This window comes from Kitasatospora sp. YST-16, assembly GCF_026802215.1.
In the GTDB taxonomy this organism is placed as follows: Bacteria; Actinomycetota; Actinomycetes; order Streptomycetales; family Streptomycetaceae; genus Kitasatospora; species Kitasatospora cineracea.
The window spans coordinates 85400-107642 of record NZ_CP113837.1 but is presented as its reverse complement, the minus strand read 5'-3'; the positions used below and the strand labels follow the sequence as shown (position 1 = coordinate 107642).

General features: G+C 71.2%; 17 protein-coding genes and 2 CRISPR repeat arrays (1 of these 19 only partly in view). Of the genes, 15 read left to right on the top strand and 2 right to left on the bottom strand.

What is annotated here, in order from left to right:
- Positions 1 to 818: direct repeats of the CRISPR family, unit length 37 nt; unit sequence GTGGCGGTCGCCCTCCGGGGCGGCCGAGGATCGAAAC; it reaches 368 nt to the left of the window's first position.
- A gap of 392 nt (positions 819 to 1210) precedes the next feature.
- Genes OU787_RS00525 through cas2 form a run of 7 tightly spaced genes read left to right on the top strand, consistent with a single transcriptional unit; the run spans position 1211 to position 6937 of the window.
- A complete protein-coding gene (locus OU787_RS00525) occupies positions 1211 to 1414 on the top strand; it encodes a hypothetical protein (RefSeq protein WP_268658127.1) in 204 nt (67 codons plus the stop codon).
- Between the two features lie 31 nt (positions 1415 to 1445).
- Complete coding sequence (gene cas5c, locus OU787_RS00520) at positions 1446 to 2180, top strand: type I-C CRISPR-associated protein Cas5c (protein ID WP_268661770.1); 735 nt, start codon at positions 1446 to 1448, stop codon at positions 2178 to 2180.
- A 4-nt stretch (positions 2181 to 2184) separates the two neighbouring features.
- Complete coding sequence (gene cas8c, locus OU787_RS00515; RefSeq protein WP_268658126.1) at positions 2185 to 3966, top strand: type I-C CRISPR-associated protein Cas8c/Csd1; 1782 nt, start codon at positions 2185 to 2187, stop codon at positions 3964 to 3966.
- Positions 3967 to 4018: 52 nt separating this feature from the next.
- Positions 4019 to 4945, top strand: coding sequence for a type I-C CRISPR-associated protein Cas7/Csd2 (gene cas7c / locus OU787_RS00510; protein ID WP_268658125.1), 927 nt, complete (start codon positions 4019 to 4021; stop codon positions 4943 to 4945).
- Positions 4942 to 5616: a CRISPR-associated protein Cas4 gene (gene cas4, locus OU787_RS00505; RefSeq protein WP_268658124.1), complete on the top strand. Its 675-nt coding sequence runs from the start codon at positions 4942 to 4944 to the stop codon at positions 5614 to 5616. The genes cas7c and cas4 overlap by 4 nt, the downstream gene beginning before the upstream one ends.
- Complete coding sequence (gene cas1c / locus OU787_RS00500; RefSeq protein ID WP_268658123.1) at positions 5613 to 6647, top strand: type I-C CRISPR-associated endonuclease Cas1c; 1035 nt, start codon at positions 5613 to 5615, stop codon at positions 6645 to 6647. Before cas4 ends, cas1c begins: the two co-directional genes overlap by 4 nt.
- Positions 6647 to 6937, top strand: a complete 291-nt coding sequence (gene cas2 / locus OU787_RS00495; RefSeq protein ID WP_268658122.1) for a CRISPR-associated endonuclease Cas2 — start codon at positions 6647 to 6649, stop codon at positions 6935 to 6937. The genes cas1c and cas2 overlap by 1 nt, the downstream gene beginning before the upstream one ends.
- A 139-nt stretch (positions 6938 to 7076) precedes the next feature.
- A CRISPR array of direct repeats spans positions 7077 to 8885; the repeat unit is 37 nt; unit sequence GTGGCGGTCGTCCTTCGGGACGGCCGAGGATCGCAAC.
- 218 nt (positions 8886 to 9103) lie between these two features.
- Here the strand turns inward: cas2 and OU787_RS34710 are convergent.
- Positions 9104 to 9427: a hypothetical protein gene (locus OU787_RS34710; protein ID WP_442788392.1), complete on the bottom strand. Its 324-nt coding sequence runs from the start codon at positions 9425 to 9427 to the stop codon at positions 9104 to 9106.
- 202 nt (positions 9428 to 9629) lie between these two features.
- Between OU787_RS34710 and OU787_RS00485 the strand changes: the two genes are divergently transcribed.
- The 6 genes from OU787_RS00485 (at position 9630) to OU787_RS00460 (ending at position 18293) form a co-directional block, all read left to right on the top strand.
- A complete protein-coding gene (locus OU787_RS00485) occupies positions 9630 to 9932 on the top strand; it encodes a hypothetical protein (RefSeq protein ID WP_268658121.1) in 303 nt (100 codons plus the stop codon).
- A 241-nt stretch (positions 9933 to 10173) separates the two neighbouring features.
- Positions 10174 to 11781 carry an AMP-binding protein gene (locus OU787_RS00480; RefSeq protein ID WP_268661769.1) on the top strand — a complete coding sequence of 536 codons (1608 nt, stop codon included), beginning with the start codon at positions 10174 to 10176 and terminating at the stop codon, positions 11779 to 11781.
- A gap of 237 nt (positions 11782 to 12018) precedes the next feature.
- Positions 12019 to 13857: a hypothetical protein gene (locus OU787_RS00475; RefSeq protein WP_268658120.1), complete on the top strand. Its 1839-nt coding sequence runs from the start codon at positions 12019 to 12021 to the stop codon at positions 13855 to 13857.
- Between the two features lie 160 nt (positions 13858 to 14017).
- Positions 14018 to 15904, top strand: coding sequence for a discoidin domain-containing protein (locus tag OU787_RS00470; protein WP_268658119.1), 1887 nt, complete (start codon positions 14018 to 14020; stop codon positions 15902 to 15904).
- Positions 15905 to 16053: 149 nt separating this feature from the next.
- A complete protein-coding gene (locus OU787_RS00465) occupies positions 16054 to 17286 on the top strand; it encodes a hypothetical protein (protein ID WP_268658118.1) in 1233 nt (410 codons plus the stop codon).
- Positions 17287 to 17438: 152 nt separating this feature from the next.
- Positions 17439 to 18293, top strand: a complete 855-nt coding sequence (locus OU787_RS00460; RefSeq protein ID WP_268658117.1) for a DMT family transporter — start codon at positions 17439 to 17441, stop codon at positions 18291 to 18293.
- A gap of 108 nt (positions 18294 to 18401) precedes the next feature.
- On the opposite strand, the gene OU787_RS00455 is transcribed toward OU787_RS00460, so the two are convergent.
- Complete coding sequence (locus OU787_RS00455) at positions 18402 to 19052, bottom strand: DedA family protein (RefSeq protein WP_268658116.1); 651 nt, start codon at positions 19050 to 19052, stop codon at positions 18402 to 18404.
- Positions 19053 to 19139: 87 nt separating this feature from the next.
- Between OU787_RS00455 and OU787_RS00450 the strand changes: the two genes are divergently transcribed.
- Complete coding sequence (locus OU787_RS00450) at positions 19140 to 20480, top strand: vWA domain-containing protein (RefSeq protein WP_268658115.1); 1341 nt, start codon at positions 19140 to 19142, stop codon at positions 20478 to 20480.
- Positions 20481 to 20645: 165 nt separating this feature from the next.
- Complete coding sequence (locus OU787_RS00445; RefSeq protein ID WP_268658114.1) at positions 20646 to 22241, top strand: M4 family metallopeptidase; 1596 nt, start codon at positions 20646 to 20648, stop codon at positions 22239 to 22241.
- The last annotated feature ends 2 nt before the right edge of the window (positions 22242 to 22243 follow it).

Sequence of the window (22243 nt, the reverse complement as noted above, 5' to 3'; positions counted from 1 at the left end):
GGATCGAAACCCGCTCCGCCGGGAGGACTACCGATGAACACGCACCCGGTGGCGGTCGCCCTCCGGGGCGGCCGAGGATCGAAACTCCAGGGTCCTCGCGCGGCGCGCGTAGTCGCCGGCCACGTGGCGGTCGCCCTCCGGGGCGGCCGAGGATCGAAACTCGACACCTAGAAGTCACCTTGTCCGAAACCACCACGTGGCGGTCGCCCTCCGGGGCGGCCGAGGATCGAAACTTCGCCAGCGCGGTGCCGTTGCGGTCGGTGCGGACGTGGCGGTCGCCCTCCGGGGCGGCCGAGGATCGAAACAGCAGGAGCAGCAGCGGGAGCAGGCCGACCTCGCCCTGGTGGCGGTCGCCCTCCGGGGCGGCCGAGGATCGAAACTCATCGCCCAGGTCGGTGAGGTGCAGGCTCTGCACGGTGGCGGTCGCCCTCCGGGGCGGCCGAGGATCGAAACCTCTACGCCGGGGGGCTGTGGGCCATCCCCGGCACCTGTGGCGGTCGCCCTCCGAGGCGGCCGAGGATCGAAACTTCTTCGGCGTCATCATTTTTCCTCGTGCTGGCAGAAGTGGCGGTCGCCCTCCGGGGCGGCCGAGGATCGAAACCCGTTGAACGAGGTGGAGCCGGACCAGTTGGCGCCGGTGGCGGTCGCCCTCCGGGGCGGCCGAGGATCGAAACCTCGGTGAGCGTGCCGGCCTGGCCCTGTGTTTGGTGGCGGTCGCCCTCCGGGGCGGCCGAGGATCGAAACGGGTTGTCCTGCAGCACCTGGCGCAGCTGCGCCACGCGTGGCGGTCGCCCTCCGGGGCGGCCGAGGATCGAAACTGCTGGGCCGTCGTGGTCTCCTCGAACGGGATGCCGAGTGGCGGTCGCTCTCCGGGGGTGGCCGAGGATCGAAACGCCGACACCGCGATCAGCGCCTGCGGCTCGTCCAGGTGGCGGTCGCCCTCCGGAGCGGCCGAGGATCGAAACATCTCGACCGGCGACTCCGATCAGCGCATCGCCGTCGTGGCGGTCACTCTCCGATGCGACCGAGGATCGCAACGACAAGAAGGTATCGGGGGCGTGGCTGGTGGATCTCTCGTGGCGGTCGCCCCTCGGGGTGGCCGAGAGTCCTAGCTCCGATGCCGAGGTTCAGGCACCGCAGGAGGCCCGATGGTGAGCAGTCAGATGATCTCCGTCGATAAATAAACTATCCGATCAATATCGATCAAGAAATGACTGAAGTGAGTCGGATTATTGTTTTGATCTGTCTCGTTCCTTCTTTTCTTGTTCTTCCTTCGTTGCTGTTGCTTGCAATTGATCGAAACCTTTCGGCGGTCGAGCTGCCAGGTGATTCTGCAGCTTGTCCTGGTGTCGGTGGCCGGGTTTATGGTCTCTGCGATGTATGCAGCCGGGTCGGCTTCATGTCCATTGCGTGAAAGGGTAGTTGTGGTGACTGGAAGGGTTGAGATGGCGGGGGAGCGGGATGCTCTGGCCCGCCGCCGGGGGAACGGGGGGTGGGTGTTCCCGGATCTGGTGGCGGAGGTGTGGGGGCCTCTTGCGTGTTTCACCAGGCCGGAGTTGAAGGCGGAGCGGGTGAGTTATCCGGTGATGACACCCTCGGCCGCGGTGGGGGTGCTGGAGGCGATCTATTGGAAGCCGGAGTTCCGTTACGTGGTGCGGGCGATCGAGGTGCTGCGGCCTATTCGGTGGATGCAGGTGCGCCGCAACGAGGTGAAGTCGGTCGTCACGGCGAAGAAGGTGCAGGAGCTCCAGTCGACCCCGGGGGCCCGGTACGACGTGGAGGAGGACCGGGATCAGCGGAACACGATGGCGCTGGCGGACGTGGCCTACCGGATCCGGGCACAGATCGTTCTGGCCCGGCACGCGAACGCGCCGGAGGAGAAGTACCGGGAGCAGTTGCGGCGCCGGGTCGATCGGGGGGCGTGCTTCTCGCAGCCGTTCCTGGGGTGCCGGGAGTTCAGCGCGTCGTTCGGGCCCGCGACGGACGCGCCCGCGTTGGCGGGGCGGACGGAGGAGTTGGGGGTGATGCTGCACTCGATCGTCTACACCCCCAAGGGCGAGCGCTACCGGTGGTTCCGGGCACGGCTGGTGGACGGGGTGATGGAGGTGCCCGAGGAGCCGTTGTCCGCGGACGCGGTGGCGATGCCGTCGGCGCCGTGGCGTGCTGGCAGCGAGGGGTGAGGGGGTGCTGCTGCAGCGGTTGACCGAGCAGGCCGGACGGCTGGAGGGCCTGCCGCCGGAGTTCTACAGGTACCGGCAGATCGACTGGGTGTTGATGGTCACGACGGGCGGCGCGGCCCCGGAGCTGGTGGACCGCAGGCCACCGGCGAAGTCCAGGGCCGAGGCGGTCGTCGAGGCGGTGCCCTACGTGCAGCGCTCGGGGACGAAGGTGCCGCCGTTCCTGGTGGTGGACACGGCGGAGTTCGTCCTGGGGCGTGCGCGCGGCGCCACCGACGAGGAGGGGCCGGCGGAGAAGGACGTCGCGGAGGCGGCCCGCCGGCGGGGCGAGTACCTGGCGCTGTTGCGCCGCTGGGTGGCCGAGGCGTCCGACGAACCGTCGGCCGCCCTGGTGCTCGACGTGCTGACCCAGGGCGTCCCGGCGGACAAGAGGTGGGAGGAACTGGAGGCCCGACACACCGTCGCGGTGCTCGTGGACGGCCGGTGGCTGCACGAACGCGCTTCGGTGCGGGAGTTGTGGGCCCGTGTGGTGCGCGAGCGCAAAGGCGCCGGCGGCGGGCAGCAGGAGCTGTGCCTGGTCTGCGGGGAGCCGGGCGACCTGCTGTCGACGATCCCCGAGCCGATCAAGAAGGGCGCGATCCCTTCGGTCGGCGGTAGCAACGAGGCCCAGCTGATCAGCGTCAACTCGCCCGCGCAGGGGCGCGGCGCAGCCACCAAGCTGGTCAACACCCCGGTGTGCGACCGCTGCGGAGGCCGCGCGATGGCCGCCCTCAACAACATGCTCGCCTCCGACAGCCACCGCCGCTCCCTGGGCGACGGCGTCCTGCTGTGGTGGACCCGCGAACCACTGGGCGAGGCGCTCTTCGAACTCGTCGACGACAACGACCCGGACCCGCAGGCCATTGCCCACCTCATCGACAGCCTCCACCACAGACCCGACCCGGCCACCGCAGACCGCATCGAACCCAACGACTTCTACGCCCTCACCCTGGGCCTGAACAACGCCCGCACCGTGGTGCGCGAATGGCTCGACATCCCCGTCCAGACGGTCAAGGCCAACCTCGGCGCCTGGTTCGAGGACCACGGCGTCTTCGACGGCTGGCGCGGCACCACCCGCTACCTTCCCCTGTGGCTGCTCGCCCTCGCCACCGGCCGCCACAACGGCACCCAGTACGCCAAAGGCACCGCACCGCGCGGCATCGAACGCGAACTCCTGCGCACCGCACTGCACCGCACCCCGCCCCCGGCGCACCTGCTGCCGCACCTGCTCCAGCGCATCCGCGCCGACCACCGCATCGACGCCCCGCGCACCGCCCTGTTGCGCCTCGCCCTCAACCGCTCCCACGATCGAACGGACCGCCCGATGCCCAGGCTCGACCCCGACAGCACCGATCCCGCCTACCTGTGCGGGCGGGCGTTCGCCGTCCTCGAGGCGATCCAGACGGCTGCGCTGCCGGACGTGAAGGCCACCATCGGCGACAAGTACTTCGGCACCGCGATGACCGCCCCGGCCGCCGTCCTGGCCAACCTCCGCCACGGAGCCAACGCCCACCTCAAGCGCCTGCGCCGCGACAAGAAGGGTGCCCACTACGTCCTGAACGAGCGGCTGGCCCAGGTCTTCGGAGCTTTCACCGACGACCTCCCCACCCACCTGTCGCCCCGCGAGCAGGCCCGCTTCGTCATCGGCTACGAGCAGCAGCGCGCCGCCGACTTCGTCGCCAGGGCCGCGGCGAAAGCCGAGAAGGCCGCCAAGTCCGCCGCGAACAGCCCCGACGAGCCTGCCTCCTGACTCTGCGCCACCACCGTCCGCACCGCACCCCCTATTGGAGAACGAGACCCTCATGACCGTCGAAGCCCACCTCGACCCCACCCGCAAGCAGGACTTCGTGTTCTTCGTCGAGGCCGTCGACAGCAACCCCAACGGTGACCCTGACGCGGGCGGAAGCCCCCGCACCGACCCGGTCTCCGGGCAGGGCCTGATCACCGACGTCGCCATCAAGCGCAAGATCCGCAACACCGTCGCCATGCTCAACCAGCACCAGCCCAAGCCCGGTTACGACATCTACGTCGAAGCGGGCGTCGCCCTCAACAGCCAGCACGAACGCGCCTACACCGCCCTCGGTCCCAAGACCCAGCAGGCCGACGCCCGCACCTGGATGTGCCAGACCTTCTACGACATCCGCATGTTCGGTGCCGTCATGAGCACCGGTAAGAAGCCCGCCGGACGCGTCCAAGGCCCGATGCAGCTCACCTTCTCCCGCTCCATCGACCCGATCACCCCCCTGGAGATCGGTATCACCCGCGTCACCCCCACCAAGCAGGAAGACGTCGACGCCTTCAACAACCCCACCGAGGACAAGAAGGGCAAGGAGACCGAGATGGGCACCAAGCACATCGTCCCCTACGCCCTCTACCGCGGCAGCGGCCACTTCAGCGCCCCCCTCGCCGCCCGCACCGGCGTCACCAGCGACGACCTCGCCATGTTCTGGCGCGCCTTCCAGCTCATGTTCGAACACGACCGCGCCGCCGCCCGCGGCAGCCTCGCCCTGCGCGGCCTCTACGTCTTCACCCACGACGATGCCTTCGGCCGCCTGCCCGCCCACACCCTCTTCGACCGCATCCGCATCAAGCAGCTCCACGACGCCACCGCCCGCAACATCACCGACTACGGCCCCGTCGACATCGACGACACCGGACTCGCCGAAGCCGGCGTCACCTTGAAGTGCCTCGTCGACCCCAACGAAGCCTTCCCCCGCCCCCTCGGATGAGCACCCCCGCACGCCCGCCAGGGGAGAGCGGCCAACCCCAACTCCAGGTCGCCCTCTCCTGGCTGGAGCACTACACCTACTGCCCCCGCCAATGCGCTCTCATCGTCCTCGAAGACGCCTTCACCGACGACGCCGCCACCACCCGCGGGACCCTCCTCCACCAACGCGTCGACACGCCGGGCAACAAGGGTCGCGGCACCGTCCGCACCCTGCACGCCCTCCCCGTCTGGCACGACGACCTGGGCCTCACCGGTACCTGCGACACCGTCGAACTCCACGACAACGGCACCATCCTGCCCGTCGAACACAAATCAGGCCGCTATCACCCGCACGGCCCCGCCGACGTCCAAGCCGCCGCCCAAGCCATCTGCCTGCAACAGATGTTCCAACGCCCCGTCCCCCAAGCCGCCGTCTACTCCGCCGCCGACCGACGCCGCCACACCGTCACCATCATCCCCGAACTCCACCAACGCGTCCTCACCACCACCCGAGCGGTCCGCGAACTCCTCACCACCCGTCAACTCCCGCCGCCCCCACCCGACAACCGGCCCTGCCGACGCTGCTCCATGGCCGGCACCTGCATTCCCAGCGTCCTCACCCGCACCCGCCACTACCAGCACGCCCTCAACGACCTCTACACCCTCCCCGACGAAGAACCCACACGCCCATGACCCTCGAGCTCCTCAACACCCTCTACGTCCAAACCCAAGGCACCGACCTCCGCCTCGACCAGGACACCCTTCGCATCCACCTCCCCGACACCCCCGGTCGCAAAACCCTCCCCCTGCGCCGCCTCGACGCCATCGTCGTCTACGGCCACATCAACCCCTCCACCGAACTCCTCACCCGCTGCGCCCAGGACGCCCGTCCCGTCACCTGGATGACCCGGGGCGGCCGCTTCCAAGCCCGCCTCGAAGGCCCCGTCCGCGGCAACGTCCTCCTGCGCCACGAACAGCACCGAGCCCACACCGACCCCGCGCAACGACTCGGCATCGCCCGCAGCACCGTCGCGGGCAAGATTCGCAACAGCCGCTGGGTCCTGCTCCGAGCCGCCCGCGACAGCAAAACCGATGCTCAGACCCGCATCCGCGAAGCGGCCGCCAAACTCGCCGAAGGACTCGCCGACACCCAGAACGCGGACTCACTGGACACCCTGATGGGCATCGAAGGCAACGCCGCCCGCCACTACTTCGCCGGACTCCGCGACATCCACCGCCCCACCGACGAGATTCCCGCCTTCACCCACCGCAACCGGCGCCCGCCCACCGACCCCGTCAACGCCACCCTCTCCTTCACCTACGGACTCCTGCGCAACCTCGTCCACGGCGCCATAGAACAAGTCGGCCTCGACCCCTACATCGGCTTCCTCCACGGCCTGCGCCCCGCCAAACCGGCCCTCGCCCTCGACCTGATGGAAGAGTTCCGCCCCGTCCTGGCCGACCGCTTCGCCCTCACCCTCCTCAACCGCCGCGAACTGAGGGCCCACCACTTCGAAACCCTCGCCGGAGGAGCCGTCAACCTCACCGAAGACGGCCGCAAAACCCTCCTCGCCGCATGGCAGGAATGGAAGACCCAGCCCTGGGAACACCCGACCGCCGGCCGCACGATCCCCGCCGCACTCCTGCCCGTCATGCAGTGCCGCATCCTCGCCCGCCACATTCGAGGAGACCTCCCCGGCTACCTCCCCTGGATGGCCAGCTGATGGACCTCCTGCTCACCTACGACGTCGATACCACCACCCCTGAAGGCCGCCGCCGACTCCGGAAAGTCGCCAAACTCTGCGAAGGCCACGGCCTACGAGTCCAGAAGTCCGTTTTCGAGATCGTCGCCACCGACATCGACCTCCTCCACCTCCTGGACGACATCGGCAAGACGATCGACACGGACACCGACAGCATCCGGATCTACCGGCTCCCCCACAACGGCTTCAACGACGTACGGACACTGGGCACCGCCCGGATCCAACCCCACCGCGAGGACTTGGTCCTGTGACAGCCATGGGTTCGGAACCCCAAGCACACACGCAACACGCAGATCGCACCGAATCGTAATGCCTGAATTGAGCGGAATCGACCAGTGAACAAGACCTGGATTGCCCTCGCCCACGAAGGGTTCCCCCTGGTCGTCCGCCGTGGCGGTCGTCCTTCGGGACGGCCGAGGATCGCAACTGCGTTGTCGTCACGAACGGCCCAACGAGCACGGCGTGGTGGCGGTCGTCCTTCGGGACGGCCGAGGATCGCAACCGCCTGTACGACTTGGCGGAGTCGCTGCCCACCGCCGTGGCGGTCGTCCTTCGGGACGGCCGAGGATCGCAACTTTCATGCCCGAACTTACCGCAGAACAGCGGAAATTCGTGGCGGTCGTCCTTCGGGACGGCCGAGGATCGCAACCACCACGGGTCGTCCTTGGGCGGTTCGCCCTTGGCGGCGTGGCGGTCGTCCTTCGGGACGGCCGAGGATCGCAACGACATCCCCCTCGCCACCGCCACCGCCGGCCTCACCGTGGCGGTCGTCCTTCGGGACGGCCGAGGATCGCAACCCGTAGCCCCAGACGCCATGGAACGAGCTGGGCTCGCTGGTGGCGGTCGTCCTTCGGGACGGCCGAGGATCGCAACAGCGCGAGGTCGCAGGCGTGTTCGGCGCGGATGGAGGTGGCGGTCGTCCTTCGGGACGGCCGAGGATCGCAACCAGAGCATCTCCGTCGTCGACACGATCACCGCCGCCGGTGGCGGTCGTCCTTCGGGACGGCCGAGGATCGCAACTCATCGAGGAGCAGCGCTTCGAACCGGGCGGGCAGGGGTGGCGGTCGTCCTTCGGGACGGCCGAGGATCGAAACACCAGACCGTCGCTGAGGGCGTCGCCCATGGTCAGGTGGCGGTCGTCCTTCGGGACGGCCGAGGATCGCAACTCCAGGAGGCGGGTCAGCACGGTCAGCGCGTCGGAGCGTGGCGGTCGTCCTTCGGGACGGCCGAGGATCGCAACACCCTCATCCGCGGCGTCGCCCCCGACACCGCCCGCGTGGCGGTCGTCCTTCGGGACGGCCGAGGATCGCAACCGGCACACCCACGCCTTGGCCCGCGCCGCCGCCCGCCGTGGCGGTCGTCCTTCGGGACGGCCGAGGATCGCAACGAGTTGACCGTCACAGGGCTGCTCCAGGAGGACGGCGGTGGCGGTCGTCCTTCGGGACGGCCGAGGATCGCAACAACGCCACTCGGCCGGCGGCGGCAACGGCGAGCAGCAGTGGCGGTCGTCCTTCGGGACGGCCGAGGATCGCAACTCCTGCCCCTCGATCTGGACGTCCCCGGCCGTCGGGGCGTGGCGGTCGTCCTTCGGGACGGCCGAGGATCGCAACCCAGCCGGTGCGGGTGAGCAGGGTGTCGATGTCGATGTGGCGGTCGTCCTTCGGGACGGCCGAGGATCGCAACCTGAACAAGCGTCAGCCGTAGACTGACGGCACGACGGGTGGCGGTCGTCCTTCGGGACGGCCGAGGATCGCAACGCCGTCGGCCTCGCCCACCTGGCGCAGCCCGGCCCGTGTGGCGGTCGTCCTTCGGGACGGCCGAGGATCGCAACCTGTTGATGACGAGCGGCTGGCCGTTGCCGTCCGTGGTGGCGGTCGTCCTTCGGGACGGCCGAGGATCGCAACCGCAAGTCCAGCCACAGCAACGGGGACGGAAACTGCGTGGCGGTCGTCCTTCGGGACGGCCGAGGATCGCAACGCGTCGATCTCCGACCAGTTGTCCAGCAGTTCCTGCGGTGGCGGTCGTCCTTCGGGACGGTCGAGGATCGCAACTACGACACGCTCGTCGGCCGGACGATCACCGACGAGGTGGCGGTCGTCCTTCGAGACGGCCGAGGATCGCAACACCATGAACTCCCGCGTGGACATGCGGGAGATCTGGGTGTGGCGGTTGTCCTTCGGGACGGCCGAGGGCTGCAACCGGGGACGGGCTGTCGGCCTGGTTTTATTGCGCGAGTCGAAGCTGACGTCCCGTTGTATCAGGTCAGCATGAGTTTGAGTGCGGCCTGCTCCACACACCCGTACCTGGGAATCCAAGTCTCTTGAGCCACAGCAGCGCTAGCCGCGCAACGAGGTCGGTTGACCCACGCGGGCGGTCGAACCGATCTTTCGGAGAATATGACCTGGACAGCTCTTTGTTCAGGTCATGGTGGTGGACGGTAGTCGGTGGCGTGGCCAGGGGTGTCTGGGCGCGAGGTCTGCCGCCCTGGATCCCTTCACTCGTCCTATGTGTTCAGGTACGCTCTCGTCACCGGATGGGCGGACGTAGAAGCCGAGGTTCTCCGGCAGCTCCACCGCGTCCACCCAGTCGGGCAGCGGCGGCAGCGCCGTCCCCTGCCCCAGCAGCACCGTCCGCACCCCGTGCTGCGCCCCGTCCTGGGCGGCCACCGAGGCGAGCAGCGCGGCGAGTTCGGCGGGCCGGTCGCCCATGGTCAGTACCACCACGCCGAGTGTCGGTTCCATGCGGTCGTGTCCCTTCGCGCGCCTGCCGGTCCGGCCCACCGTAGCGGTTGCCCAGCGCACAGGGGCGGTCACCCGTCGAGGGGCCGCTGCCGGTGCGCGGTCCCGGGACCGGTGGCCGCCCCGCATTGCGGCCCGTCCGGCCCGCGGAGACGCTGGACGCAGCGGGCGGCACGCCCGTCCGCGTGAGCCGAGGAGGCCACCGGTGAAGTTCATCCAGATCATCGAGTACCGGACCGGGCGGATCGACGCGTTCAACGAGCTGCTGGACGAATGGGTCGCCAAGAACGAGGGCCACCGCCTCGCGGTGCGCGCCCTGCAGACCAGGGACCGCGACGGCACCGACACCTACCTGAACATCGTGGAGTTCCCCTCGTACGAGGTGGCGATGGAGAACTCGCAGCGCCCCGATACCGCCGAGTTCGCGGCCCGCGCCGCCGAGTTGTGCGACGGCCCGCCCACCTTCCGCAACCTGGACGTGATCGGCGACCGCACCCTGCTCGACTGAGCCCGCCGAACTCCCGAACCCCCGCTCGACGCTCGACCGGATCCCGCGAGCAGGGCTGGCCAACCGGGCCCCCGGCCGCACAGCATGGGTACCCGTCGGTACCGTCCGGTCCCAGGAGGCCACCTTGTCGCACGAGCCGCACGCCCCGCACGCCCCGCACGCGCCGCAGCCGCACGCCCCGCACGAGTCCGCCGCCCCCCTCCCGCCGCTCAGCTACTCCTCCGGCCCGGCCGCCGCCCCGCTGCTCGGCGACACCATCGGCGCGAACCTCGACCGCGCGGTGCGGGCCTTCCCGGAGCGGGAGGTGCTGGTCGAGTGCGCCACCGGCCGGCGCTGGACGTACGCCGAGTTCGCGGCCGACGTGGACGCGGTGGCGCTCGGGCTGCGCGCGCGGGGCGTCGGCACGGGCGACCGGGTGGGCATCTGGGCGCCCAACCGGGCCGAGTGGACGCTCACCCAGTACGCCACCGCCCGGCTCGGCGCGATCCTGGTGACGATCAACCCGGCGTACCGCGCGCACGAGTTGGCGTACGTGCTGGACCAGGCGGGCGTGCGGCTGCTGGTGGCGGCCGAGCGGTTCAGGACCTCCGACTACGCGGCGATGATCGCCGAGGTGCGTCCACGCTGCCCGGAGCTGGCGGACGTGGTGCTGCTGGACGGCCCGGACTGGCCGGAGCTGCTGGCCGCCGGGCGGGCCCGCGAGCGGGACGGCGGCCGGGAGGAACTCGCGGCGATCGAGCGGGAGTTGAGCGCGGACGACCCGATCAACATCCAGTACACCTCGGGCACCACCGGCTTCCCGAAGGGCGCGACGCTCTCGCACCACAACATCCTGAACAACGGCTACTTCGTCGGCGAGCTGTGCAACTACACCGAGCAGGACCGGATCTGCCTCCCGGTGCCGTTCTACCACTGCTTCGGGATGGTGATGGGCAACCTCGCCGCCACCTCGCACGGCGCCTGCACGGTGATCCCGGCCCCGGCCTTCGACGCGGCCACCACGCTGGCCGCGGTGGCCGCCGAGCGGTGCACCTCGCTGTACGGGGTGCCGACCATGTTCATCGCCGAGCTCGCCGACCCGGGCTTCGACGGGTACGACCTGTCCAGCCTGCGCACCGGCATCATGGCGGGCGCCCCGTGCCCGGCCGAGGTGATGAAGGGCGTGCGGGAGCGGATGGGCATGGCGGAGGTGTCGATCTGCTACGGCATGACGGAGACCTCCCCGGTCTCCACCCAGACCCGGGCCGACGACCCGGTCGAGCGCCGGGTCTCCACCGTCGGCCGGGTCGGGCCGCACCTGGAGGTCAAGGTGGTCGACCCGGAGACCGGCCGCACCCTCCCGCGCGGCGAGCCCGGCGAACTGTGCACCCGCGGCTACTCGGTGATGCTCGGCTACTGGGCGGAGCCGGCCAGGACCGCCGAGGTGGTCGACGCCGCCCGCTGGATGCACACCGGCGACCTGGCGGTGATGGACGAGGAGGGGTACCTGTCGATCACCGGCCGGATCAAGGACATGGTGATCCGCGGCGGCGAGAACGTGTACCCGCGCGAGATCGAGGAGTTCCTGTACACCCACCCGGACGTGCTCGACGTCCAGGTGATCGGGGTGCCCGACACCAGGTACGGCGAGGAGCTGATGGCCTGGGTGCGGATGCGCGAGGGCGCGCCGCCGCTCACGGCCGAGGCGGTGCGCGCATTCTGCACCGGACGGCTGGCCCACTTCAAGATCCCGCGCTACGTGCACGTGGTCGAGGAGTTCCCGATGACGGTCACCGGCAAGGTCCGCAAGGTCGAGATGCGCGAGCTGGCGGTGGCCGTCCTGGCGGGGGAGGGCGCCGCCGCCCGCTGACGCGCGTCGACCCGCGCCGACCAGCGGGTTCCCGGAGGCCGGATCCCGCCAGGGGTCCGGCCTCCGCGCGCGCCGTCCGGCACGGAAGCTGTCGCAGGTCTTGACGCCCACTTTTCTCATACGTTAAATCTCGGCGTGAAGTAAGCGGACGTGGTCTGTGGCTGACGCCGAGTCAGTGCGCCGCCCGGGCCCGCCGCCGTCCCCCTCCCGGATCCCACCAGACGGGTGTGCACCCCCATGAACCGAGCTCCCCGGTCCCGCAGATACGGCCTCGCGGCAGCCGCCGCGACCGCCCTCGTCGCGGCCCTCGTCGCCCCCACCACCCAGGCCGCCGCGGCCCCCGTGCCGCCCGGCGGCGGCAGCCTCGGCGAGAACGTGATCGTCCTCGACCCGAGCATGCCCAAGGCTCAGGTCCAGGACCGCCTGAACGCCCTCGCCCGGGCCCAGGCCGGCAACGAGTTCGGCCCCCAGCGCTACGCGATCCTGTTCAAGCCCGGCACCTACGGCACCACCGCCGACCCGCTGGTCTTCCCGGTCGGCTTCTACGAGAGCGTGGCCGGCCTCGGCCGCAACCCCGGCGACGTGGTGATCAACGGCTCCGTCAACGTGTACAACCAGTGCGTCGGCGGCGACCAGGCGCAGTGCTACGCCACCACCAACTTCTGGCGCTCGCTCAGCAACCTGACCGTCAACGTCGCGGGCCAGAGCGGCTGTTACGGCAACACCGACTTCTGGGCGGTCTCCCAGGCCGCGCCGCTGCGCCGGGTCCAGCTGAACGGCAACGTGACGCTGATGGACTACTGCACCGGCTCGCCCGCCTGGGCCAGCGGCGGCTTCATCGCCGACTCCAAGTTCACCGGCGCCACCGTGGTCAACGGCTCCCAGCAGCAGTTCTTCACCCGCAACAGCAACCTGGACGGCTGGAGCAACGGCGTCTGGAACCAGGTGTTCTGCGGCACCGAGGGTGCCCCCGCCCAGTCCTTCTCCACCGAGCAGGGCGCCTCTCCCTACACCACCCTCGACACCTGCCCGGTCACCCGCGAAGCCTCCTACCCGTACCTGGACGAGGCCGGAAAGTACCGGGTGTTCGTGCCCGCCGCCCAGCGCGACTCCCGCGGCACCACCTGGGAGAACGGCGGAACCCCGGGCCGCTCGCTCTCCCTGGACGACTTCTTCGTGGTCCGCCCCGGCGCCGACGTCAAGCAGATCAACGCCGCCCTCAAGGCCGGCCGCAACCTGCTGCTCACCCCCGGCGTGTACGAGCTGCCCGAGGCGATCAAGGTCACCCGCCCCGGCACCCAGGTGATCGGCCTCGGCTTCGCCACCCTCGTCCCGACCGACGGCAACGCCGCGATCAAGGTCGACGACGTGGACGGCGTCAACGTCTCCGGCCTGATCGTCGACGCCGGGGAGAAGAAGTCGAAGGTGCTGGTGCAGGTCGGCAACCGGGGGAGCAACGACTCGCACCGCAGCGACCCGATCGCGCTGTCCGACGTGTTCTTCCGGGTCGGCGGCGCGCTGAACGGCGCGGCCGACACCGCGCTGGAGGTCAACAGCGACGACACCCTGATCGACGACGCCTGGATCTGGCGCGCCGACCACGGTACCGGCGGCGGCAGCTGGACCAGCGCCCGCAGCGACACCGGACTGGTCGTCAACGGCGACCGGGTCACCGCCACCGGCCTCGCCGTCGAGCACTTCCAGAAGATCGAGGTGCAGTGGAACGGCGAGCACGGCCAGGTGGTGTTCTTCCAGAACGAGAACCCCTACGACGTGCCCAACCAGGCCGCGTGGATGGCGAACAAGCAGCAGAAGGGCTACCCGGCGTTCGCCGTCGGCCCGAAGGTGAAGACCTTCGAGGGCTGGGGCATGGGCAGCTACTCCTACTTCAACCAGGGCGTCGACATCCGCAACGCGATGGCCTTCCAGGCCCCCGTCACCCCCGGCGTCAAGTTCCACGACCTGCTGACCGTCTTCCTCAACGGCTCCGGCGGCATCGACTCGGTGATCAACGGCACCGGCCGCACCGTCGACCCCTCCTTCGGCGGCCCCAGCAACGTCGTCTCCTACCCGTGACGACCGCCCGCTGACCGACCGAACCCCCCGACCCGGCCCGCCGCGCACTCCGGCCCGAGCGCGCGGCGGGCCGCACCGCGTACCGGCCCCCGAGCCGAACTCCGGGGCCCGTAACGGCAGTTCACTCCCCCCACATCCCCCACCCGTAGCGGAGTCCCCCATGACCGAGCTCAGCCGCCGCAACGCCCTGCTCCTGGCCGCCCTCACGGCCGGCGCCACCGGCCTCACCCTGGCCGGCCCCGCCACCGCCGCCCGGGCCGCCGCCCCCACAGGCCTCGCCTGGGACGCCGACTGGGCGGCCGCCGCGTACGCCGCCGACCCGGCCGCCGCCACCGCCTCCGGCACCGAGGGCGGCCCGTTCGGCCCCGGCGCGGCCTTCGACAACGACGCCGGCACCCGGTTCTCCAGCAACTTCGCCGACGACGCCTGGATCCGGATCGACCTCGGCAGCGTCATCCGGATCACCCAGGTCGTCCTGGTCTGGGAGGCCGCCTACGGCCTCCAGTACGTCGTCGAGGTCTCCCGCGACGGCGCCGCCTGGCAGTCGCTCTACACCGAGAACGCCGGCACCGGCGGCACCACCACCATCCACACCCACCCGCAGCCCGCCCTCGGCCGCCACGTCCGCATGCGCGGCCTGCGGCGCGCCACCCCGTACGGGTACTCGCTGTACGCCTTCCAGGTCTACGGCGGCGCCCCCGCCCCCGCGTCCACCGGCACCGCGAACCTGGCGCTCAACCACCCCGGCTACAGCAACTACTACCAGGACGCCGGCCACACCCCGCTGCACGCCTTCGACGGCGGCGTCCCCGCCGGACTGAGTGGCGACACCACGCGCTGGGCCAGCGACTGGAACGACCACCGCTGGATCTCCGTCGACCTCGGCGCGACCGCCCGGATCACCGCCGTCGACCTGCACTGGGAGTCCGCCTACGCGGTCGACTACCAGCTCCAGGTCTCCGACGACAACCAGAACTGGCGCACCGTCCACCAGCCCACCGCCGCCGAGGTCGCCGCCCGCGACGCGGACATCGGCACCCCCGGCAGCTCGGCCGGCCTGCACGACGCCGTCACCCTGGCCGCCCCCGCCACCGGCCGCTACGTCCGGATGCTCGGCCTGCGCCGCCGCCGGTTCTACAGCCCCGCCCCCTACACCGCCCAATTCGGCTACTCGCTCTACGAGTTCCAGGTCTGGGGCACCGGCGGCAGCGCCGCCGCCGAGTACCCGGCGGCGCCCGTCGAGAGCACCGGCGCCTACCGCACCGTCTTCTTCGACGACTTCGCGGGCACCGGCCTCGACCGCGGCAAGTGGCGGGTGGTGGTCACCGGCTCCACCATGGGCTCGGTCAACGGCGAGTCGCAGGCGTACGTCGACGACGCCAGCACGTTGAAGGTCTCCGACAGCCAACTGCTCATCACCCCGCGCTACCTGCCCGGCGGTTACACCGCCCCCGGCGGCGGCAGCTACAAGTTCACCTCCGCCCGGATCGACACCAGCACCGCCGTCAGGTTCACCTACGGCCGGGTCAGCGCCCGGATCAAGATGCCCGCCGGGCTCGGCCTGTGGCCCGCGTTCTGGCTGCTCGGCGCCGACGTCGACGACCCCGACGTGTCCTGGCCCGACTGCGGCGAGACCGACATCATGGAGAACATCGGCTACCCGGACTGGACCAGCAGCGCCCTGCACGGCCCCGGCTACTCCGCGGACGGCAACATCGGCGCGCTCCAGCACTTCCCGGCCGGGCAGGACGTCACCGGCTGGCACGTGTACGCCGTCGAGTGGACGCCCACCGCGATGCGCTTCAGCGTCGACGGCACCCAGACCCTGGAGGTCCTCCGGCAGAAGACCCTGGCCACCCGCGGCGCCTGGGCGTTCGACCACGACCAGTACGTGATCCTCAACTTCGCCCTCGGCGGCGCCTACCCGGCCGGCTGGAACAAGGTCACCACCCCGTTCTGGGGCCTGCCGCAGTCCACCGTCGACCAGATCGCCCCCGGCGCGGCCACCCTCGCGGTGGACTGGGTCCGGGTCGAACAGCGGGCCTGACGGGCCGTCCGACCGAATGACGGCATTCTCAGGAAACATTCAGGAATGCCGTCATTCGGCCCAATAACCGGATCGACGGTCTGACGGATGGTCATCTGGGAGCGCCTTCGCAGGAAGGCGACCCGAACCCCGTCAGAGGAGCACCAGTCTTGTCCCGTCCCGCTCGTCCCACCCGGCGCACCCTGGCCGTCAGCGCCGCGTTCGTCGCCGCCAGCGCCCTCGCGGTCCCCGCCGCGTACTCCACCGACAGCCGGCCCGCCACCCACACCCGGGCCACCGCGGCCCACACCATCAACGAGAACCGGCTGCCCTTCACCACCCGCTTCCAGGGCGACTTCCACGGCGGCATCACCCACATCAGCAACACCCTGATGACCTGTGACGAGACCAAGCCCCCGGTCGACTCGGCCCAGCCTCCCTGCGAGCAGGCCCGCAACGGCGACGGGTCGCGCCCGATCAACAACAACTACCAGATGAAGTACATCAACATCGACGGCCCCGGCCACACCGGCCCGCTCGGCGACACCATCTACTCCTCCAGCTCCGCCGACCTGCAGCTCCCCGAGGGCGCCACCGTCAAGTACGCCCGCCTCTACTGGGGCGGCACCCGCGGCATCGGCGACACCGTCCTGCCCGAGAGCCAGATCGACGAGATCTACCTGAAGTTCCCCGGCGACGGCCAGTACACCAACGTCGCCAACCAGCAGCCCTCCATCGGCTACATCACCACCGACGACGAGAGCAGCTACCAGGCGTCCGCCGACATCACCGAGCAGGTCCGCAACCACGGCTCCGGCACCTACGAGGCCGCCGACATGGACTCCGTCGTCAAGCCGCACAGCTGGGGCGGCTGGACCATCGTGGTCGCCTACGAGCGCGACTGCGAACCCCTGCGCCACCTGCACATCTGGGACGGCTTCCAGCCCGAACTGCCCAACAGCCCCGCCCTCACCGGCGTCCTGAGCGGCATCCGGACCCCCGCCAGCGGCCCCGTCACCGGCCACCTCGGCTGGGTCGTCTACGACGGCGACCACAAGTGGACCGGCGACACCATGGACATGAAGTCCACCAACGGCCCGCTCACCCGCTTCAGCGACGCCCTGCACCCGGCGAACGACGCCTTCACCTCCAACCTCGACAACGCCGACCCGGCCCAGCGCTTCCCCCGCAACCCGGCCTACCCGAACTCCTTCGGCTACGACGCCAACCGCTGGGACGTCTCCCCGTACCTGCGCAACGGTGACACCGACATCTCCGTCACCGTCAACACCGAGGGCGACGGCTACAACCTCGGCGTCTTCTACGCGGACGTCGACATCGACCCCGCCACCCTCCGCAGCATGAAGACCCAGCCCCGCTCCTCCTGGACCGGACAGCAGTAACGATCCGCCCAGTCCGCCCGGGCCCGCCGCAGCCACCTCCCCGGCCGCGGCGCGCCCGCGGCCGTCCGGCACCGGCCGCGGGTCCGCAACCCCGGTTCGGCCGTCCGGGGGAAGCGGGGGTTCGCGGCCCGGGGCGGGGGAACCGATGGCGGGTGGACGTGCTCGCGGTGGTGTGCGCGGTGCTCGGAGCTGCCTCCAACGCGGCCGGGACCGCCTTTCAACGGAAAGCCGCCTCGCAGGTGGCGCGGGGCGGGGGACTGCGGTTCCTGGCCGTACTGGCCCGGGACCCGGCCTGGCTGGCGGGCATCCTGGGCGTGATGGGCGCCGCGCTGTTCCAGGCCCTGGCCCTGGTACTCGGACCGCTCGCCCTGGTGCAGCCCGTGTTCGTGCTGGAACTGCCGTTCGCCCTGCTGATCGCCGCACCCCTGCTGCACCGCCGGATCCCCGCCGCCGGCTGGGCGGGCGTCGCGGCGGTGGTCGGCGGCCTCGCCCTGTTCCTCGCCTGCGCCGCCCCCACCGGGGCCGACGACCAGGCCCCGATGAGCCGCTGGACCCCCGTCCTGGCCGGCTGCCTCGGCACGATGGCGCTGTGCGTCGCCGCCGCCCGCGGCCGCGGACCGGTGTTCCGCGCCGGAGCCCTGGGCACCGCCGCCGCGATCGGCAACGCCCTGACCGCCGCCCTGCTCAAGTCCGCCACCGGCACCTTCTCCGACCACGGCCCGGCCGCCTTCCTCACCACCTGGCAGACCTACGGCTTCGCCCTCACCGGCATCGCCGCCGTCCTCCTGCTGGAGAACGCCCTCCAGGCCGGCCCGCTGGTCGCCTCCCAACCCGCTCTGACCATCGGCGACGCCGCCGTCAGCCTGCTGCTCGGCATCGTCCTGTTCGACGAGACGATCCGCACCGGCCCCCTGCTCGTCCCCGAACTCCTCGCCGTCGCCCTGGTCGCCACCGGCGTGATCACCCTGGTCCGCGCCGTCCCGAACATCCGCGAGACCCCGCACTGACACCCGGCACTGACGGCCCGTCGGAACCGGCCGGCCGGTGCGTCCGTCCGTCCCCCACGACGGGTGACGGGCGGTCAGGAGAGCGCGCGGGGGTCCCCTCCGGCGGGGTCAGTCGTCCCCGTGCCCTTGCTCGTCCTCCTGCTCGTGCTCCTGGGCGTGCTCCCGGCGGTGGCTGCGGACGTAGTGCACCAGCACCGCCACCACGGCGAGGCCCGCCACGACCAGGGCGGCGGTGCGGCCGACGGTGCCCTCCACCCGGCTGTAGGCCGCGCCCGCGAAGTAGCCGAGCAGAACAAAGCCGACGCCCCACAGCAGGCCGCCGATGGCGTTGAAGAGCAGGAACCGGCGGTAGGGCATCCGGGACACCCCCGCCAGGGCGGGCATCAGGGCGCGGAAGAAGGCCACGAACCGGCCCAGCAGCACGGCCGCCGGGCCCCGGCGGCGGATCAGCTCCCGGGCCCGGCCGATCCGGTCCGCGTGGCGGCGCAGCGACTTGGTCTCCAGCACCCGCGGGCCCAGCCGTCGCCCCACCTCGTAGCCGACCGAGTCGCCGAGCACCGCCGCGGCCACCACCGTCACCAGCATCCAGCCCAGCGAGACGCTGCCCTGGTGGGCCAGCACGCCGCCGAGCACCGCCGCGGTCTCGCCGGGCAGCACGAAACCGAAGAACAGCGCGTCCTCGGCGAACACCAGCGCCGCCACCACCGCGTACACCACCGGCCCGGACAGGCCGCCCAGCCAGTCGGTCACCGACTTCATCAGGACCACCTCGCTCCCGTCCCACCGTAACGTGCGGACACCGGCCGGGGTGGGGACCCGCGCCGCCGCAGCGGGCAGACTGGGGAGGTGACCGAGACTCCGCTCGCCAAGGGCGCCAACCTGCCGATCGACGCCGCCGCCGTCCGGGCCGCACTCTCCTGGCGGGCCGGGCCGGGCGTCCCGGCGGTGGGCACCGCCGCGCTGCTGCTCGGCCCGGACGACGGGCCCCGGCTGGTCCGCACGCACGCCCCCGGCGTCCTGGTGCGGCCGGACGGGATCGACGTCGACCTGGCCGCGCTGGCCCCAGCCGTCCAGCGGGTGCTGCTGCTGGCCGTCACCGACGAGGCCGGCCTCGGCGCCGTCCCCGGCCTGTCGCTGCTGCTCGGCGACGCCCGCACCGGGGCCGGCCTGGCCCGCTTCGACCCCGAGCCGGGCGCGGAGCGCGCCCTGGTCTGCGGCGAGCTGTACCGGCGCGACGGCCGCTGGAAGTTCCGCGCCGTCGGCCAGGGCTGGACGGACGGCCTGGCGGGCCTCGCCGTCGCGCACGGGTTCACCCTCCCCGAGCCCGAGCCGGAGCCGGAGCCGGAGCCCGAGACGCCTCCGGTGCAGGCGCATGTGCCGGTGCCGTTGCCCCTGCCCGGGCCGGAGCTGACGGTCGGTCAAGGGGAGGAGGAGGAACGCGCGCTGCCCGTCGACATGCGCAAGCGGCTGAGCCTGCGCAAGCAGCAGGTCGCGGTCAGCCTGCGCAAGCACGGCGCGCAGGGCCTCGTCGCGCGGGTGGTGCTGGTGCTGGACGCCTCCGGTTCGATGGCCGGGCTCTACCACCGGGGCGTGGTGGCGGACGTGGTGGAGCGGATGGCCGCCGTCGCCGCGCAGCTGGACGAGGACCGGACCATGCAGGCGTGGACCTTCGCGACCTGGCCGGCCCGGCTGCCCGACCTGCGGCTGTCCGAGCTGCCGGAGTGGCTGGGCCGGCACGTCCGGGTCGGCGAGATCTCGCTGTTCGGCCGCCGCAAGGTCCGCCCGCCGCTGCCCGACGGGCGGGTCGACATGAAGGCGGTCGGCGTCAACAACGACGAGCAGAAGGTCATCGCGGAGGTCCGCGCCCACGTGCGGGAGAACCCGACGGCGGAGCCGACCCTGGTGCTGTTCTTCTCCGACGGCGGGGTCTACCGCAACAGCGAGATCGAGCAGCAGTTGCGCGCGGCCGTCGAGGAGCCGGTGTTCTGGCAGTTCGTCGGGCTGGGCCACGGCGACTACGGGGTCCTGGAGCGGTTCGACACGCTGCCCGGCCGCCGGGTCGACAACGTCGGGTTCTTCGCGGTCGACGACATCAGCACCCTCCCGGACCCGGAGCTCTACGACCGGCTGCTGTCCGAGTTCCCGCAGTGGGTGGCGGCGGCCCGCCGGGCGGGCATCCTGCGCTGACGCCCGGTCACGGAGCGGCTCCGGGACGGCTCCTGGAACGGGTCCTGGAACGGCCCCGGGACGCTACGAAAGGGTCACGGTCCGTTCTGTTTACTAGAAGTGTTTGTCTGTTCACCATCAGGCTCTCGGTCGGCCATCCTCCAGCTACCCCGACCGGAGTCCCGCGTGAGCCCCTCCTCCGCGCACCGCCACGTCCTCGGCACGGCCGCCCTCGCGGCCACCGCCGCCCTCCTCCTCACCGCCGTCACCACCGGCACCGCCGACGCCGCCCCCGGCGGCCGGGACGCGGCCGTCGCCCGCGCCCGGGCCAACGTCACCCAGCACGCCGCCCTGTTCGGCTACGGGCCCGGCCAGGACCTCGTCCTCAAGGACGTGGTGCTCGACCCGGACGGCACCCAGCACGTCCGCTTCGACCGCAGCTTCCAAGGGCTGCCCGTGGTCGGCGGCGACCTGGTGGTGCACCAGGACGTGCGCGGGCGGCTCACCGACTCCTCCCGGGCCAAGGGCCACGATCCGAAGGTGCCCACCACCCGCCCGGCCGTGCCCGCCCAGCGCAGCGCCGCCGAGGCGCTCCAGCAGGCCCCCGGCATCGCGGCGGCCACCTCCGCGCCCGAACTCGTGGTCTGGGCCGCCGACGGCACCGCCCGCCTCGCCTGGCGCACCACCGTCACCGGCACCGGCAAGCAGGGCCAGCCCACCGGCCGGGTGGTGGTCACCGACGCCACCACCGGCGCCGCCATCGACAGCTACGACGCCGAGCACTCCGCGACCGGCACCGGCCACTCCGAGTACACCGGCGACGTCACGCTCTCCACCACCCAGCAGGCGGACGGCAGTTACGCGCTGATCGACCCCGTCCGCGGCCACACCACCAAGGACGCCCACAACCTCTCCGCGAGCAGCGTCAAGGCCACCTCCGGGACGCTCTACACCGACGCCGACGACGTGTGGGGCGACGGCCGGAAGTTCTCCACCGACCGGGCCACCGCCGCCGTCGACGCCCACGCCAACACCGCCTGGACGTACGACTACTACAAGAACACCTTCGGCCGCAACGGCATCAAGAACGACGGCAAGGGCGCCACCGTCTTCGTCCACGTCGGCACGAACTGGGACAACGCCCAGTGGTCCGACGCCTGCTTCTGCATGATGACCGGCGACGGCAACGGCAGCACCGACCCCGAGCAGGTCGACCTCGACACCATGGGCCACGAGATGACCCACGGCGTCACCAGCGCCACCGCCAACCTCCGCTACAGCGGCGAGTCCGGCGGCCTCAACGAGTCCACCAGCGACATCTTCGGCACCATGGTCGAGTGGTACGCCAACAACGCGGTCGACAAGGGCGACTACCTGTTCAGCGACCAGTCCACCCCGCCCTGGCTGCGCCGCTTCGACCAGCCCTCGCTGGACGGCTCCTCGGCGGACTGCTGGAGCAAGAAGGTCGCCCGCCTCGACGTCCACTACTCCTCGGGCGTCGGCAACCACTGGTTCTACCTGGCCAGCGAGGGCAGCGGCGCCAAGACCGTCAACGGCGTCGCCTACAACTCGCCGACCTGCGACGGCTCGACCGTCACCGGCATCGGCAACCAGAAGGTCGCCGCGATCTGGTACCGCGCGCTGACCGTCTACATGACCTCCACCACCGACTACAAGGGCGCCCGCGCCGCCTCCCTCAGCGCCGCCCGCGACCTGTACGGCGCGAACTCCGCCGAGTACGCGGCGGTGGGCGCCGCCTGGAGCGCGGTCTCCGTCGCCTGACG